At 42.8% G+C, this 16,255-nt stretch carries 16 protein-coding genes; all 16 read left to right on the plus strand.

Annotated elements, in window-relative coordinates; all coding sequences use genetic code 11:
• The first annotated feature begins 183 nt into the window (after positions 1-183).
• The 16 genes from FN809_RS07775 to FN809_RS07850 all read left to right on the plus strand — a co-directional run bounded on the left by FN809_RS07775 (position 184) and on the right by FN809_RS07850 (position 16,237).
• Complete coding sequence (locus FN809_RS07775) at positions 184-1,137, plus strand: 4Fe-4S dicluster domain-containing protein (RefSeq protein ID WP_142533155.1); 954 nt, start codon at positions 184-186, stop codon at positions 1,135-1,137.
• A gap of 121 nt (positions 1,138-1,258) precedes the next feature.
• A complete protein-coding gene (gene nrfD / locus FN809_RS07780; RefSeq protein ID WP_142532937.1) occupies positions 1,259-2,596 on the plus strand; it encodes an NrfD/PsrC family molybdoenzyme membrane anchor subunit in 1,338 nt (445 codons plus the stop codon).
• Positions 2,597-2,606: 10 nt separating this feature from the next.
• A complete protein-coding gene (locus tag FN809_RS07785; protein WP_142532938.1) occupies positions 2,607-3,536 on the plus strand; it encodes a c-type cytochrome in 930 nt (309 codons plus the stop codon).
• A gap of 12 nt (positions 3,537-3,548) precedes the next feature.
• Entirely contained in the window at positions 3,549-3,749 is a 201-nt protein-coding gene (gene ccoS / locus FN809_RS07790; protein ID WP_142532939.1) for a cbb3-type cytochrome oxidase assembly protein CcoS, read from the plus strand.
• A gap of 70 nt (positions 3,750-3,819) precedes the next feature.
• Positions 3,820-6,021, plus strand: a complete 2,202-nt coding sequence (gene ccoN / locus FN809_RS07795; RefSeq protein WP_142532940.1) for a cytochrome-c oxidase, cbb3-type subunit I — start codon at positions 3,820-3,822, stop codon at positions 6,019-6,021.
• Between the two features lie 150 nt (positions 6,022-6,171).
• A complete protein-coding gene (locus FN809_RS07800; RefSeq protein ID WP_142532941.1) occupies positions 6,172-6,378 on the plus strand; it encodes a hypothetical protein in 207 nt (68 codons plus the stop codon).
• Positions 6,379-6,380: 2 nt separating this feature from the next.
• Positions 6,381-6,959 carry a cbb3-type cytochrome c oxidase N-terminal domain-containing protein gene (locus FN809_RS07805; RefSeq protein ID WP_142532942.1) on the plus strand — a complete coding sequence of 193 codons (579 nt, stop codon included), beginning with the start codon at positions 6,381-6,383 and terminating at the stop codon, positions 6,957-6,959.
• A 189-nt stretch (positions 6,960-7,148) separates the two neighbouring features.
• On the plus strand, positions 7,149-8,510 hold the full coding sequence (gene ccoG / locus FN809_RS07810) for a cytochrome c oxidase accessory protein CcoG (RefSeq protein WP_142532943.1): 1,362 nt from the start codon (positions 7,149-7,151) through the stop codon (positions 8,508-8,510).
• Between the two features lie 70 nt (positions 8,511-8,580).
• Complete coding sequence (locus tag FN809_RS07815; protein ID WP_142532944.1) at positions 8,581-9,021, plus strand: FixH family protein; 441 nt, start codon at positions 8,581-8,583, stop codon at positions 9,019-9,021.
• Positions 9,022-9,294: 273 nt separating this feature from the next.
• Positions 9,295-10,059, plus strand: coding sequence for a sulfite exporter TauE/SafE family protein (locus tag FN809_RS07820; protein ID WP_142532945.1), 765 nt, complete (start codon positions 9,295-9,297; stop codon positions 10,057-10,059).
• 74 nt (positions 10,060-10,133) lie between these two features.
• The gene (locus tag FN809_RS07825; RefSeq protein ID WP_142532946.1) at positions 10,134-12,518 is read left to right on the plus strand and encodes a heavy metal translocating P-type ATPase; all 2,385 of its coding nucleotides are present in this window, start codon (positions 10,134-10,136) and stop codon (positions 12,516-12,518) included.
• Positions 12,519-12,711: 193 nt separating this feature from the next.
• On the plus strand, positions 12,712-13,176 hold the full coding sequence (locus FN809_RS07830) for a hypothetical protein (protein ID WP_142532947.1): 465 nt from the start codon (positions 12,712-12,714) through the stop codon (positions 13,174-13,176).
• A 69-nt stretch (positions 13,177-13,245) separates the two neighbouring features.
• Positions 13,246-13,968 (plus strand): CDP-alcohol phosphatidyltransferase family protein, encoded by a 723-nt coding sequence (locus FN809_RS07835; protein WP_142532948.1) that lies wholly within the window; start codon positions 13,246-13,248, stop codon positions 13,966-13,968.
• 321 nt (positions 13,969-14,289) lie between these two features.
• Positions 14,290-14,877, plus strand: coding sequence for a porin family protein (locus tag FN809_RS07840; RefSeq protein WP_142532949.1), 588 nt, complete (start codon positions 14,290-14,292; stop codon positions 14,875-14,877).
• 257 nt (positions 14,878-15,134) lie between these two features.
• A complete protein-coding gene (locus FN809_RS07845) occupies positions 15,135-15,641 on the plus strand; it encodes an outer membrane beta-barrel protein (protein ID WP_142532950.1) in 507 nt (168 codons plus the stop codon).
• Positions 15,642-15,730: 89 nt separating this feature from the next.
• On the plus strand, positions 15,731-16,237 hold the full coding sequence (locus FN809_RS07850) for a hypothetical protein (RefSeq protein WP_142532951.1): 507 nt from the start codon (positions 15,731-15,733) through the stop codon (positions 16,235-16,237).
• The last annotated feature ends 18 nt before the right edge of the window (positions 16,238-16,255 follow it).

The raw sequence follows: 16,255 nt of genomic DNA on the forward strand, positions 1-16,255 counted from the left end.
TAAAATGAAGGGTGAATAGATTTTATAGTAAGGAAATATTTATATTCGGCAACTTGTTACTTAAATAGTGATTTCTAAGCTATAATAAAGGTAACTTGTAAATAGTATTCGCGTACACGGATGAAGTAAATTAAGACATTAAAGTTTTTGAAATACTACAAAAGGATAATATAAAATAAGAGCATGGGTTTGGACAGTATGAAAAAGAATGAGCCGGATAATTCAAAGGGGAAGAATTCCCGGCGGGATTTTATGCGAAAGCTTGGATTGATAGGGGCAGCGGCCTCAACGGGAGCAGTTGTAACAGGTTTTTCACCTGCACCCGGTGACGATGAGGAATATGTGAAAGTACTTACAGCCGATAATAAGCTGGTAGAGATTCCCAAATCACAGGTGAAGCAGGTAAAGTTAGATACCGAGGTTTTACAGTCGCGCGGACGCGTGGGTATTGCTGGCAAGCGTTGGGTCATGGTTATTGATTTGGCCAAATGCCGGAATGCACGCGAATGCATTAAAGGCTGCCAGGAACACCATCATTTGCACCCTTACCAATATCATATTAATACCCTTGTGATGCAGGATAACCCGCAATCGGCACCGTACAACATGCCCAAGCCCTGCATGCATTGCGATAATCCACCCTGTGTATCCGTATGTCCGGTAGATGCTACCTTTAAACGGCAGGACGGTCTGGTGCTTATTGACAACGAGCGTTGTATTGGATGTAGGTTCTGTATGGCGGCCTGTCCGTATTCTGTGCGTGTGTTCAATTGGGAAAAACCTTTTCACGATCAGTTGTACAAAGAGGAGCCCATGGAATATGACGTGGAAGCCAATGTTCCGCAGCGCAAAGGTACCATTACCAAATGCTTGTTCAGTGCGGATTGTTTACGCGGTGGTGAGCTGCCTACCTGTGTTAGAGCCTGCCCCAACGGTGTTTTTTACTTTGGCGACGAAAATGAAGATGCCGTAACCAACGGAACGACCCGGGAAACGGTGATATTGAGTGAATTGTTAGAGAAAAATGCAGGGTACAGACTAATGGAGGAGTTGGGAACCAAGCCACGTGTGTATTATCTGCCGCCTAAAGACAGGGTATTCGAAACACCTGAGAAACCGGATAATCATCATAGCTAAGCTATATAATTTTTTGTTAATAGGTGTATAAACTAGCGATTGTAAATGCGTCTAATGTCTATTATCTAAAATCTAACAATCTGTTTTTATTATAAAATGCACCTCTATAAATTTTATACGAATGTCGGATCATAATACTAAAATTAATAAGGAAAAGCTCGACAAAATAGCCACGGATGTGCTTAAACCGGTAGGGTTTAACAATGCCTTTGTAAATTGGATGCTGTTTTTAACCATGGCACTGCTGGCCTGTATTTATGCCTATATTATCCAGTATAACAAAGGATTGGTAGTTACCGGAATGCGCGATATGGTGAGCTGGGGCATGTACATTGCGAATTTTGTGTTTTTTGTTGCCACCGCACTGGTGGGTATGCTCATAAGTGGCGTTATTGGCTTGTTGGGTTATCAATGGATAAAACCCATTACCCGAATTGCAGAGATTATTGCCGTGGCCTTTGCTGCTGTTGCAGGATTAGTCATTGTTTCGGACATGGGACGACCCGAACGTTTGCATCATGTATTTTTATATGGTCGGGTGCAGTCGCCTATATTATGGGATGTAACGGTGGTGAGTACCTACCTGGTTATCAGCTTCCTGCTGTACTTACTGCCCTTGATACCTGATTTGGCTATAGCACGGGGCAGGATGTCGAAAGCGCCTAAATGGCAAATGAAGCTCTACGAAATCCTGTCTTTTAACTGGACGCACCATCCCAAGCAATATAAAATGCTGTTTAATGCCACGCGCGTGCTAATCATTTTAATTATCCCAACAGCCTTTGCCATTCATACGGTTACTTCATGGTTGCTGGCGGTAAACTCGCGCAGCGGCTGGGACAGCACCATTTTTGGTCCCTACTTTTTAACGGGAGCTTTTGTTACCGGTATGGCTGCAGTTATTATTGCCGTATTCTTTTTCCGAAACAACTATAAATTGCGCGAATATCTTCACGAGCCTTTGTTTGATAAGATGGGCAAATTGTTGGAGTTTGTTTGTGTAATATATTTTTATTTTAACCTGAACGAGTTTGTGGTACCTGCCTATAAAATGAAGGAGTTTGATGCCATACACATACATGAGCTCTTTGCGGGCAGACATGCCGTTATGTTCTGGTTTTCGCAAATATTTGGTTTGGTGATACCTATGATTGTATTGTTATGGAAGCCTTTCCGTAAACCATTACCCTTATTTATCATCGCCTTGTTTGTAATGGTAGGTGCCTGGTTAAAACGCTATATCATCGTTATCCCCACCATGGAACATCCCTTTTTGCCTGTACAGTTCTTACCTAACGAGTGGGTGGTGTATCAACCTACTGTTATTGAGGGGGCAGTTACCGCCGGCTCCATTATATTGGGTATAATGATTATATCGGTGCTGGCCAAGCTGTTCCCGGTAATACCCATCTGGGAAATGGCAGAAGAAGAGGAAGAAACTAAAACCAAAATTATTTAACACAGCAGCAATGAACAAGTTTTTTTTAACCTTAATTATTTGTACTTGTGCTGTACTTAAATTATCAGCGCAAGCAGACTGGGTAGTGCCCGCCGAGCATCAGGGCAAGTTGAGCCCGGTGCAGTTTACTGAATCCATGCAACAGTCGGGAGCTGATATTTTTGCGGCACAATGCCAGGTTTGTCATGGCATGCCGGGACAGGGCAATTTTAACGCCATGCTCGTTCCATCACCCGGCGACCCTGCTTCGCAACAGTTTCAGCGCAATACCGATGGTGCCATGTTTTATAAAATCAGCGAGGGACGGGCCACGATGCCATCTTTTAAAAGTGCTTTAAGCAAAGCGGATATATGGAGTGTTATATCGTATGTGCGTAGTTTTAACCCCACCTACGTTCAGGAAACAGCCGAGAAAATAGAAACCAATATACCTGAAGGAACACTTTTATCCTTGGGGCTGAGATACGATGAAAATAAAAAGGCAGTGGAAGTTAAGTTGACCGGAACTTTAAACCAAAGCACGAATCCCGTGGGTGGGGTGGCTATTCAATTAGAAGCCAAAAGGTATTTCGGTAATTTGACCTTGGGGGATGCAAAAAATACCAACAAAGAGGGCTTGGCTTATTTTCCCTGGGATGGCACTTTGCCCGGCGATAGCTTGGGTAATGTGCACCTGATTGCACAAATAGAACAATCCGAAGCTTATGGCGAAGTAAAAGCAGAAAAAACGCTGGCCATAGGTAAGGTGAACGACAAGCCCGCCTTAAACAAGGAAAGAGCCATGTGGAATACCGTGGACAAAGCGCCGCTTTGGATTATAATCGGCTTTAGCGGTGCGGTTGTAACAGCTTGGTTCTTTATATTCTATGTGCTTTTTATGGTGCGAAAAGTATATGTGTTGGGTAAAGAACCGATAGCTGACGACCAAAAGGTAATATAAAAAACACTTGCCATGAATATACTTTATTTATTGGTAGGGGTAAGTTTATTGGCGGCACTGGTTTTTTTGGGCGTGTTTATCTGGGCCGTAAAATCAGGCCAGTACGAAGATACTTATTCATCATCGGTGCGCATATTATTTGATGATGAAGATTTATCGGATGATGACAACGAAACGCAAGCCGAAGAAGATAAAAACGAAGTTGACAAGTAAAAAAATAAATACGATCGTCAATCCCGGCAGGGATTTAAACGATAGAGATTCAAACATTAGAGATTGAGCAATGGAGATTCAAAAATTTAAATACGACAATACAATTGTACGTAACTTTACCGTGGCAACCTTAGTGTGGGGAGCAGTAGCTTTGGTAGTTGGTTTGTTAGCTGCCTTACAGCTCGCCTATCCGGTTTTTAACCTTGGACTCGAGTATACCTCCTTTGGCAGGGTTCGTCCGGTGCATACCAATGCCGTTATTTTTGCATTTATTGGCAATGCCATGTTTGCCGGTATTTATTACTCCCTGCAACGCTTGCTCAAGGCCAGGCTTTTTAACGACTTAATCAGTAAAATCCATTTTTGGAGCTGGCAGCTGGTCATTGTCCTGGCAGCTGTTACCTTGCTGCTGGGTTTTACCACCGCCAAAGAGTACGCCGAGCTCGAATGGCCCATCGACATATTGATAGCCATATCGTGGGTACTCTTCGGTTGGAATATGATAGGTACCATCATTAAACGGCGGGTAAAGCATATATATGCCGCTGCATGGTGGTATCTCGCCACTTTTTTGGCGGTGGCCATATTGCATATCGTCAATTCCATTGAAATACCTGTATCTCTTTTTAAAAGCTACCCTGTTTATGCCGGAGCACAAGATGCACTGGTGCAATGGTGGTACGGACACAATGCCGTAGCCTTTTTTCTGACAACTCCCTGGTTGGGTATAATGTATTATTATCTGCCTAAGGCATCCAACAGGCCCATTTATTCCTATCAACTGTCTATTATCCATTTCTGGACCCTCATATTTTTATATATGTGGACAGGGCCGCACCACTTGTTGTATAATGCCCTGCCCGATTGGCTACAAGCGCTTGGTGTAACTTTTTCAATTATGCTGATAGCACCCTCGTGGGGCGGTATGATTAATGGATTGCTCACCCTGCGTGGCGCATGGGACGAAGTAAGTGAAAGAGCCGACCTCAAATTTATTGTGGTGGCTTTGATTGCCTATGGTATGGCCACCTTCGAGGGGCCCATGATGTCATTGAAAACAGTAAATGCCATCAGCCACTTTACCGACTGGACCATCGCCCATACACATATAGCCGGCATGGGCTGGAACGGCGGACTTATTTTTGGTATGTTTTATTGGCTGGTGCCGCGTATGTTTAAAACAAAACTGTACTCGAGCAAACTGGCCAATGCCCATTTTTGGATTGCTACACTTGGTATCCTGTTGTTTGCCATTCCCCTTTATTGGGCTGCTATTACGCAATGGCTCATGCTAAAAGAGTATACCCCAACAGGTTCGTTGGCTTATCCTAACTTCCTGGAAACAACTATACAAATACTTCCACTTTATACCTTTAGGATTGTAGGTGGCGTATTGTTCCTTACCGGTTTTATCATGTTTTTATATAATATGATGAAGACCATGAAAATGGGACATATGGTGCCGGACGAGCCGGCGGAAGCCCCGGCACTGGTCAATCCTGCCAAAAGAAATCCCGACCGTGAAACAACCCACAGGTGGTTAGAACGCAGAGGGGTACGATTTAGTGTTTTTGTTTTTATTGCGGTAGCCATCGGTGGGGCAGTGGAAATTATACCACTGTTAAGCGTGGAATCAAACATACCTAAAATTGAAGCTGTAAAACCCTATACGCCGCTCGAACTAACCGGTCGCGACCTTTATATATCTAACGGATGCTACAATTGCCATTCGCAACAGATACGCCCCTTGCGATGGGAGACCGACCGATACGGGGAATATTCCAAGATTGGGGAGTTTGTGTACGATTATCCGTTCCAATGGGGATCGCGGCGCACAGGTCCCGATTTGGCGCGGGCCGGATACCTCGGCGATATGTCCATAGGTGGTTCAACCACCTACAAAACGGCAGTGTGGCATTACAATCACTTTATGGAGCCCCTGGAGATGAACCCACAAACCATCATGCCTGCCTATCCTTGGCTGGCCGAAAATGAAGTGGATCTTGATATAGTACCCAAGAAAATTAAGGTGATGCAAACGCTGGGTGTTCCGTATCGTGCAGGTTATGCAGAGGAAGCCATCGAGGATTATATGAAGCAGGCTAATAAAATTGTGGAGGATTTAAAAGCATCCGGTATCGAGATTGAGCCTGACAAGGAGATGATTGCCCTGATTGCCTATTTACATAAATTGGGCAGGGATATTTCTGGAGTAGAAGACGAAACCGGTATTGATGTCCTGCCTGCCGATATGTCGGGAGTAAATAATTAAATACTATTGTAAAAGGCTGCAATTCGCTATAAAAAACCTCTGATTTCCCTATAACGGATAGAGGTAATTACTAAAGAGAATTAATAGAATAGAGAGTTGACTTAAAAGTACAAATTAGGTAAAAAAGGAGCATCTTTCAAATCTGGGTATATGGGATATGTAAGCGAAGTATTAAAAGGAGTAAACGGTATCCAATGGTATTACATTATTGGTATAGCTATATTTATTATCCTGTTTGTTATCATAGTTTATAAAACCATACGTACGCCAAAATCGGAGTTAAACAAATACAAGAACTCCATTTTGGATGAGGATACCGAAGATGCGGACAATCAGATAAATGAAAAAAATAAGTAAGTATGAGCCACGATAAAGAAATTGAAGATAAGCACGACGACATTGAGTCGCACGAGTACGACGGAATCCGGGAGAGGAACAATCCGGCTCCCTTGTGGATTACCCTGTTATTTTTAGTTACTATCGGTTTTTCACTGTTTTACCTGGTGCACTACTTTGGCTACCCGGGTAATGAGCGCGATCAGGCCAGTGAGTATGCCAAATCGGTAGCCGAGTGGGACGCCAAAATGGCGGAGATAAAAGCGGCCAACCAAGCCGATATGCCCGAGCTAAGCATGGCCCAGATGATTGAAAAAGGGAAAGGCCTGTACGAAAAAAATGCCTGTATGGCCTGCCATGGCACAGGTGGCGAGGGTAACTCCATAGGCCCCAACCTTACCGACAACTACTGGATAAACGGATGCAGTCTCGAAGAGGTGATAGACGTAATAGCCAACGGAAGGCCCACAAAAGGTATGACGCCCTACAAAAATATGATGCAGGAGGAAGAAATAAAATACCTGGCCAACTATATCTTAAATGCTATGGTAGGTTCATCGCCGGCCAATCCAAAAGAACCGCAGGGAGAGGAATGTGAATAGGGGGATTGAGATTTTACATCGTTTTTAAATTAATTCAACATTGCGGATTAATAAGATTCTGTAATATCATCTACTAGTTGTACATTGGCATCAAAAGAACCCGGGATGCATACCATACGAACTGTACTCGGATCATTTTTTTTATAGCAAGGCAACCAAACCGTCAGATCAATAATACTTTCTCTACACATGCATTCCCCCATAGAAAAAACATTTCGCGAACGACCCGATAACATTGACGAAAAAGGTAAGCGTAAATGGATAAAAGCACGGCAGCCCAAAGGCAAGTGGTACACCCGGCGAACCGTGGTGGCTATTTTTCTGTTGGTGTTTTTCATCGTAGCACCCATTATTAAAATTGGCGGTAAGCCTTTTATGCTTATTGATGTGATAAACCGTAAGTTCCATCTGTTTGGCGCCACCGTGTATTCGCAGGACAGTGAGATAATGGCCTTACTAATGGCAACGGTGGTTATCTTTATCGTACTCTTTACTTCGGTGTTTGGCAGGTTTTGGTGTGGATGGGCTTGTCCGCATACGGTTTTTATGGAGATGGTATATCGCCGGATAGAGTATATGTTCCACGGGAATTATCAACGTGGGAAACGTAAAAAAACGCCTACAAAATTAAGCATCGCATTAAAGTATGTCTTGTTTTTCCTGGTCACGCTGTTTTTCACCAATGTATTTATCATGTGGTTTACCGGTCCCGCACAATTATGGGTGATATGGCAAAGTCCGCTAGGCGAATATTGGGAGGTGTATGCTGCCATGGCAGCGGTAAGCGGTTTTTACTTTTGGATATATTCCTACCTGCGCGAAGGCGTTTGCACCATGTTTTGCCCCTATGGCCGTATGCAGGGCGTTTTGCTGGATAGCAAATCTATAACGGTGGCTTACGATTACAAACGGGGCGAACCGCGTAAGGTTAAGGGCGATTGCATCGATTGTGGTGCTTGCATTGCGGTGTGCCCCACGGGTATCGACATAAAAAACGGCACCCAGTTAGAGTGCGTTAACTGCACCGCCTGTATCGACGAGTGCAATATCGTGATGAAAAGAATTGGCCGTCCGAAAAACCTGATTCGCTTTACCTCTAAATACAGTATCGAAACCGGTAAAAGCAGTATCAAAAGCGTGCGTACCTTTGCCTATGCTGGGGTTTTGCTGGTGTTGCTTACTGCCTTGGTGGCCGCTGTATCCATACGTACCGAAATAGATGCTTCGCTATTGCGAATGCCGGGTACGATGTTTCAGGAAGCGGCCAATGATACCATATCGAACATTTATAGGCTAAAGATTGTGAACAAAACCGATGGATTTAAAAAGTTAAAGCTAAAGGTGTTAAAACCTATCAACAGTACATTTTATTTGTCCGAACATCCTATTCATCTAAATGAAAATGGTAGTTTTGACGGCGTAATTATCCTAAAGCGGGGCAAAGCCGATATCAGCGCCAAAAATGCAGCGGTTGAGCTGGGCTTATATTACAATAACAGGTTGTTGGAAACAACTACGGCTACCTTTAAGGCGCCATTGGGAGAAAAGTAAAATAATAAACTAAAAATATTGATTGTATTATCTTAATATTGGATACGCATATTTTAATACGAATTACAACATGAAATTAAATTGGGGACATGGCATATTAGTTTTCTTCGTTATATTTTTTACCTGGATTATTTCCTTTGTGGTTTTTTCGCTGGGCGAGAACAACGACCTGGTAACCAAGGATTATTACCGGCAGGGAGCTGAATATTCATTGAAGATGGAGACGGATAAGAGGTCGGCGGTGTATAAGGATAGCATATCTATACAAAACGAAAATACGGGAGTAAAAGTCCTTTTTGCCGCTTCTTTGGCTACAGATGGGGTTGAAAAACAAATTTATTTTTACAGGGCTTCGGATAAAAAACACGATGTCACCTTACTTGTACCGTCAGGCCAGGATGGAATTTTTATTGATGGTGATAGACTGGTAAAAGGAAGGTACAATGTATCTGTTTCGTGGGGAAAAGATGAGGGTAAATATATGGTTTCAAAAGATTTTGTTGTGCGATAAGATGTGTTTAGCACAACAACGTTTGTTGGACGACGATAAGATAATATTCTGCATTGGATGATATTTTTATGGCAATGCAATTACCCTGATAAAGCAAATTATAGGGGGAACCCTTTCAGGGTTCTTTTCATTTTGTTATTATATCACGGGTTTCACCCGGGGCTATGCGTAAATTGTAATAGGAACCCTAACGGGGTTCAACTCTTGTTTGGCATTAATACTTTGTATTTATATTCCGCTTTGGCGGGACAGGTTTTGATACTTTTAATAACAATGGAAATAATTCTAACGGGTTTCGTATTGGGCATTATGGGCAGCTTGCACTGTGCCGGCATGTGTGGCCCCATTGCCTTGAGCTTACCGCTGCACGGTAAGGCTATCGGTGCAAAAGTGGTCAGTGGGGTAATGTATAATTTGGGGCGCACGGTCACTTATGGCATTATGGGGGCTATCTTCGGATTAATAGGTCAGGGCCTTTCATTGGTGGGTTTTCAGCAATGGGTATCGGTGGCCATGGGTGCATTAATGATTCTGTCGGTATTGCTGCCGTCTATATTTAAAAGTGCACAACCCCAAAAAATGCCCATTGTAGGTTTGGTGCGCAAAGGAATCCAGCGTCTGTTTGTGAAAAGATCCTTCGGAGGATTGTTTTTAATAGGTCTGCTCAATGGTTTGCTACCCTGTGGTTTGGTGTATCTGGCCATTGCCGGTGCCATAGGAACAGGTGATGTAACAAGCGGTACGCTGTTTATGATTTTATTTGGCCTGGGAACTATTCCCATGATGCTGGGCATATCGCTGGTGGGTAATATGGCTAACGTGGCTATCCGCGAAAAAGTGAACAAAGTGATACCGGTTCTGGTAGTTGTTATTGGTATTATATTTATTCTTCGTGGCCTTAGTTTGGGCATCCCCTTTTTAAGTCCCCCCGAAAAAAAATTACACCCGCAAATGCATGTGGAGCAAACTGTGGGGGAGACCAAAGGCAATACAAAGGAAGCCATAAGTAGTTCATGTTGCCAGCGCGGTGAAGATTAAGCTGCAAATTTTCTTGAACCAATCTCTAACTTCTATTCTCTAACATCTAATTTAAAGGTCTCTTATCTAAAACAATGTCAAACAAATGCGTCCATTGTGGAGCCGATTGCGGCAAGTATCCCGTAATACAAAACGAGCAAAAGTTTTGTTGTAACGGTTGCGCTACCGTTTATCTATTGCTCAACGACAGCAATATGCAGCGGTACTATGAGTTTCAGAAGCAACCCGGAATAAGGCTCGAGGAGGCACCGCATTTGAGTAAATATGCATATCTGGACAAGGAGGAGGTGAGAGATAAGCTGTACGAGTTTTTTGAAGATGGCATAGCCAAAGTTACCTTTTATATCCCCAGCATACATTGTGCATCCTGCATTTGGTTGTTGGAACACCTGAGTAAACTGAACAAAGGTGTAAAACATGCAGCGGTGAACTTTGTGCAGAAAAAATATACCGTATCTTTCGATACCCGGATTATTTCCTTGCGCCAGTTGGTGGAGCTGTTGGTCTCTATCCATTATGTGCCCGACATATCGCTGCAAAACCTGGATGGCAGGCAAGATAAAAAAGGGCAGAATAAAGGCTTGCTCTACAAAATTGGTGTGGCTGGTTTTGTGTTTGGCAATGTAATGTTGTACAGCCTGCCCGAGTATTTTAACGGTGAAACCATCGAAGGCTCCTTTGGTACTTTTTTGTATTATCTAATGTACGTGCTCACCATACCCCTGGTGTTTTACAGTGGCAGCGATTACTTGCTTTCGGCGGGCAAAAACATCGTTAAGGGCATTGTTAATATCGATCTGCCCATCGCCATTGGTATATTGGCACTATTTTTTGTGACCAGCTACGAGGTGCTTATGGGCATCGGGCCGGGCTATTCCGACAGTCTTTCGGGCTTCTTGTTTTTTTTACTGCTGGGCCGTTGGTACCAGAGCAAAACCTATCAGGCCCTGGCTTTCGACAGGGATTATAAATCCTATTTTCCGGTAGCTGTGACCCGTTTGAACGGACAGGAGGAAAGTGTATTGCTGGAAGAGGTAAAAGAGGGTGATTATCTGTTGATACGCAACAAAGAACTTATACCTGCCGACTCAAGCCTGGTGGACGGTACTGCCCTGGTGGATTACAGTTTTGTTACCGGCGAATCGGCTCCGGTGCGAAAAAGCAAGGACGACTTTTTGTATGCTGGCGGGGTGCAAACAGGTGGGGCGATAACGGTAAAGGTAGTTAAAGAGGTAGCACAAAGTCATCTAACCCAATTGTGGAACCAAAGCGAAAAAAATACGCTGAATGCCAAATCACTTACCTCGGCGGTGGATAAAATTAGTGGCAAATTTACCCTTGCCGTTATCATCATTGCCCTGGCAGCTTTTGGTACCTGGCTTTATTTCGACACATTTAAAACGGCGCTGCTTGTGCTCACTTCGGTACTTATTGTGGCCTGCCCCTGTGCCTTGGCGCTATCTATCCCCTTTACCTTAGGCAGTGCCATGCGTATTTTTGGCCATAAGGGCTTGTACGTTAAAAATACCAATGTAATTGAGCGCATGACTAAGATAGATACTCTTGTTTTTGATAAAACGGGTACCCTTACCAAGCCCGAAGAAAGCAGTGTGTCCTTTGTGGGCTTACCCTTGCAGGCGGCAGATTTAGCTAAGGCAGTTTCGTTGGCTCAGCAATCTACCCACCCTTTGAGTGCCGCTATCACTAAGTTTTATAAAGATATTAAAACATACAAAACCGTTGGTTTCACCGAAGTGCCTGGTCGGGGTGTGTTTGCCATGGTGGACAATGTGCCGGTTAAGTTGGGCGCATTGGAGTACCTTAACGATGAAGGAACCAAGCCATTTAAACCAGTAGCCTCAGCGGTTTATCTTTCTATTGATAATAAGATTTTGGGCTATTTTAAAATTAGTAACCAATACAGGCAGGGGGTTGAAGATGTGTTAGCTAAGCTCAAAGATAAGTACGCACTTTATCTTTTATCGGGCGACAACGATGCAGAGCGGGAAAACCTGATTAAGCTGTTCGGTAGCGAGCAAATGCTTTTTAACCAAAAGCCACAGGACAAGATGAATTTTATTGCAGACCTGCAAGGCCAGGGTAAATCGGTACTTATGACCGGCGACGGACTCAACGACTCCGGAGCCTTTATGAGTAGTGATGTGGCGCTTTCGCTGGCCGATGATATCTATCATTTTTCACCCGCCGGCGATGCCATACTGGAGGCCTCTAAATTCAAGCGATTTCATCAATACATACACTTTGCCAAAAAAAGTATGACCATAGTAAAGCAAAGTTTTATCATTTCGTTTTTTTACAATACCATAGGCCTGGGATTCGCCATAACCGGCAACCTGTCGCCTGTTGTGGCCGCCATATTAATGCCGGTAAGCTCCATAACGGTGGTTGCTTTTACTACCTTTGCAACAAGGCTGGCAGGCAGTAGGATATTGAAGTAGGAATAGAGGCTTAAGCGTAATGTTGTATGAATATTTTAAACGTGCTTGTATTAGGAGGCGATTCTAACATTTATCCTAAATACCACATTAAATATGAAATAGATATGCCGAATCGTTTGGTTGGTATCGCTCAATGACACCCGTCACCGTAAAAATAAATTATCTTTATGCCGGAATAAGTAAAAACAACACCATGGAATTAACAATTAATCTGTTGGCACGGAAAAAGTCCAACCTAAGGATCGGGTTCGGAATGTTGGCCATTCTTTTCTCCATTTTGTGGATTTGGATTGCCCTTGCCGAGAAAGAATCCCTTAAAATATTTGATATGTTGTATTTCCTTGTTTTTTTAACACTTGGAATTGGGCATTTAATTGAAGGTACAGGCGTTTCCTTAGTTGGGTTCTTTGGCGGAAAAGCCCTTATACATATCAATGATAAGGAAATACGCATTAAACAGGAACCCTTTACAAAAGGGGAAACTATACAATGGGATGAATTAAAATCGATTAAATACAAATCGGCCCAATACAGAATAACAAAAACGGACGATAGCACCTTAATGCTGAAAATACCAACGGACGATTACAATCGAGTTCAAAGCATAAAAGAAACCATCAAAACGTTCGCAGGGGAAAAAGGAATTCAAATCGAATAAATCCCCAAAAGGACAAACTCTCACCCGCAACGTTGAACTTTTAAACCTAAACTTTTAAACATAAAACCCATGAAACAACATATCCCCAACTTCATCACGAGTCTCAACCTATTGAGCGGAACATTGAGTGTTTTCGCCGCCTTTCACGGTCTGTTGGCCGAAGCCGCCATATTACTTTTTTTAAGTTCGCTGTTCGATTTTGGAGATGGCTTTGCCGCACGGATGCTAAAAGCCTATTCGCCCATGGGCAAAGAGCTGGACTCCCTGGCCGATATGGTAAGCTTTGGACTGGCGCCCATGGTGATGCTGCATATGATGATAAAACAGGTGATACTGGGTAGTTTCGATGCCGATATTTTTCAGCAATCCTTTGGGGTGCAAGCTTTAATGCTTTCGCCATTTGTAGCCACCGTTTTTTCGGGTTTGCGGCTGGCCAAATTTAATGTAGATACCCGGCAATCGGATAGTTTTATAGGGCTTACCACTACGGCAACCGGCATGTTTTTGGCCTCCCTGGCTTTTGTGTTTAATCAAGGCAGCGGATGGCTATTCGATATGTTACAAAACCAATGGATATTGTTGTCTTTTGTGCCCGTCTTCTCTTTTTTATTGATGTCGGAGATACCCATGTTCTCGCTCAAGTTTAAGAGCTTTGGTTTAAAGGGTAATGCCGACAAGTATGTTTTGCTGTTGGCCAGTTTGTTTTTCCTGATATGGATGGGCATGGGCGGCATAGCTATTACTATTGCTTTGTATGTCTTGTTTTCACTGGCAAAGTATTTAAAAAAGTAACAGCACAGTAAACAACGGCGTATAAAGACGATGCCGATGGAGTTGCGGTACCTTGCAAGTTATTGCGGCGTTGCTCCATATGACCATTGGATACAGCACCGTACTACTTGTTTTTACCGGGCAAGATAAAATTTAACACTACATCTGCGGAAGGGATGTGTACTCGCACTACATATTTCTCATCATTATAGTCGCACAATACAATGCTTTTTTCAGAAGCGTTACTTACATAATATCAGTGACATCCTTCATTGTTTTTAATACTAATTTATCTTATATTGTTTTTTGACAATAAAAACAATAATCCTTAAAAACAAAACAATGAAAAAGTTAATTTTTGTGGCGGTTCTTGCCCTGGTTTCAATGACAACATTTTCGCAAGCTCAATTTGGCCTTAAAGCGGGTTTAAACGTGGCTAATTTAACAGGTGACGATATGGACGGAGCCGATCCCAGGTCTGGCGGTGTTTTTGGTGTATTTGCCAAAATAAACCTAACGGAGACCATTGCTTTTCAACCCGAAGCACTCTATTCAATGCAAGGCGCCACAGGTTCCGAAACAGAGCAAGGATATGATATTGATGTTACAATGAAGTTGGACTACATCAACATTCCACTAATGATGAAGTTTTACCCTGCGGATGGATTCAGCATCAATGCAGGTCCGCAAGTTGGTTTTTTAGCCTCGGCAAAGGCCAAAGCCGAAACACAGGGTATAAGCGCAGAGGAGGATATTAAGGAGGCCTTTAAAAGTATAGACTTCGGCCTGAATGTTGGGTTGGGTTACGATCTGCCAATGGGTCTGGGTTTGGATTTTAGATATAACATTGGTTTAAGCAACGTTTTGGATACCGACGAAGGTGAAGGAAAAAACGGTGTGTTACAATTTACCGCCAGCTATGCATTTTAGTTAGCCTTTATAATAGATTGAAAAAAACCGGCCATTGTGCCGGTTTTATGGTATTACAAAATGGCTAATGGCATTTTGCCACTTTCCGTCCGCCAACAGTTTTCCATTAATGCATCTATTATCTCCATAAGTTAATTCTTTAAATTGATTATCATCCAATTAATGAGGAGTACGGCATACTATTTATTGCTCCATGTTTTTATAATTTCATATCTTAAGGTGTTTTAATATTATTATTAACCTTAACATTACTAAAAATGAAAAAATTATTTTTAACGGTAGCTGTATTGTTTGCAATATCAACTACAACGTTTGCACAAGGTTGGAAAGTGGGTGGTGGTTTAACATTGGGTACTGCCGTTGGCGTGGATGATGACGGTAGCGATAAATTAGGCTTTGGCCTTAATGCCCGAGGCGATTATGCCTTTAGTGAGAAGTTCTCGGTAGCACCTGGATTTACCTTATTTTTCCCGGGTTCTCCTGATGGGGCAGATGTTAGTAAGTGGCAATTAAACGCAGATGCCCATTATTCGTTCTTAGAAGAAGAAGCTTTCGGATTGTACGGAATTGGTGGTCTCAACTATAGCCACATAAAAATAGAAGCTGATGCCGGACCTTGGGGTAAATATTCTGCAAGTGATGGTGAAATAGGCATCAATCTGGGGGCGGGCATCACTTTTGGCAGCATGTTTTATGGCGAGCTAAAATATGATACGGCTTTTGAACAATTGGGAATTTCCGTAGGCGTATTGTTTAGTTTGTAAAGTTAATCGATTTTTTACCATATTGTACAACCGGCCTTGTGCCGGTTTTTTTATACCTTATATTTTCTTGTATTTTTACAAAAAAAACGATGCGTGTTTTATTAATCCTGTCTTTCTTTTGTATTTCAATAGGCGTGCACGCGCAAAAGAGTGCGCTTATATTTCTTAATCAAGCAGAACGCAAGGCGGTACAGATACCCAAAGGTGGTATGATGGTTGTTCAATACCGCGGTTATTTGAAACAAATGGAGCTAAAATCAAATAGCCTTATTCAGGTCAACGACAGTATGATAGTGATGGGCAAGCCGCGCTTGTTTGCCGACGCAGTAGACCTGACGCATATACGCATCAGCGATATCACGGGCTTTAGAAAAGTATCCGTAGGCTCACAATTGCTTAAAACTGTGCTTACCGTGGGTGCTACGCTGGGAAGCTATTACGCCTTGCGCAATAATGGCGATAAGCTTTCGAGCACCCAACAATTGTTGCTCTCTTCCGGAGCTGGCCTGTTGACGAATATTTCACTCAAATTTATCTTTCCGCAAAATAGAATAAAGCACAAAACAAAAGATGGCTGGGTGCTTTTGGTGAGATAGTAGTATTGGTAAAAAAGA

The organism is Saccharicrinis carchari, assembly GCF_900182605.1.
Classification (GTDB): domain Bacteria; phylum Bacteroidota; class Bacteroidia; order Bacteroidales; family Marinilabiliaceae; genus Saccharicrinis; species Saccharicrinis carchari.

Excerpts from the sequence above, each read along its gene's own strand:
- FN809_RS07830 (WP_142532947.1), top strand. The coding sequence starts at position 12,712 with ATGGAATTAACAATTAATCTGTTGGCACGGAAAAAGTCCAACCTAAGG.
- ccoG (WP_142532943.1), top strand. The coding sequence starts at position 7,149 with ATGCATTCCCCCATAGAAAAAACATTTCGCGAACGACCCGATAACATT.
- ccoS (WP_142532939.1), top strand. The coding sequence starts at position 3,549 with ATGAATATACTTTATTTATTGGTAGGGGTAAGTTTATTGGCGGCACTG.
- FN809_RS07805 (WP_142532942.1), top strand. The coding sequence starts at position 6,381 with ATGAGCCACGATAAAGAAATTGAAGATAAGCACGACGACATTGAGTCG.
- FN809_RS07815 (WP_142532944.1), top strand. The coding sequence starts at position 8,581 with ATGAAATTAAATTGGGGACATGGCATATTAGTTTTCTTCGTTATATTT.
- nrfD (WP_142532937.1), top strand. The coding sequence starts at position 1,259 with ATGTCGGATCATAATACTAAAATTAATAAGGAAAAGCTCGACAAAATA.
- FN809_RS07825 (WP_142532946.1), top strand. The coding sequence starts at position 10,134 with ATGTCAAACAAATGCGTCCATTGTGGAGCCGATTGCGGCAAGTATCCC.
- FN809_RS07835 (WP_142532948.1), top strand. The coding sequence starts at position 13,246 with ATGAAACAACATATCCCCAACTTCATCACGAGTCTCAACCTATTGAGC.
- FN809_RS07840 (WP_142532949.1), top strand. The coding sequence starts at position 14,290 with ATGAAAAAGTTAATTTTTGTGGCGGTTCTTGCCCTGGTTTCAATGACA.
- FN809_RS07800 (WP_142532941.1), top strand. The coding sequence starts at position 6,172 with ATGGGATATGTAAGCGAAGTATTAAAAGGAGTAAACGGTATCCAATGG.
- ccoN (WP_142532940.1), top strand. The coding sequence starts at position 3,820 with ATGGAGATTCAAAAATTTAAATACGACAATACAATTGTACGTAACTTT.
- FN809_RS07820 (WP_142532945.1), top strand. The coding sequence starts at position 9,295 with ATGGAAATAATTCTAACGGGTTTCGTATTGGGCATTATGGGCAGCTTG.
- FN809_RS07785 (WP_142532938.1), top strand. The coding sequence starts at position 2,607 with ATGAACAAGTTTTTTTTAACCTTAATTATTTGTACTTGTGCTGTACTT.
- FN809_RS07775 (WP_142533155.1), top strand. The coding sequence starts at position 184 with ATGGGTTTGGACAGTATGAAAAAGAATGAGCCGGATAATTCAAAGGGG.
- FN809_RS07845 (WP_142532950.1), top strand. The coding sequence starts at position 15,135 with ATGAAAAAATTATTTTTAACGGTAGCTGTATTGTTTGCAATATCAACT.
- FN809_RS07850 (WP_142532951.1), top strand. The coding sequence starts at position 15,731 with ATGCGTGTTTTATTAATCCTGTCTTTCTTTTGTATTTCAATAGGCGTG.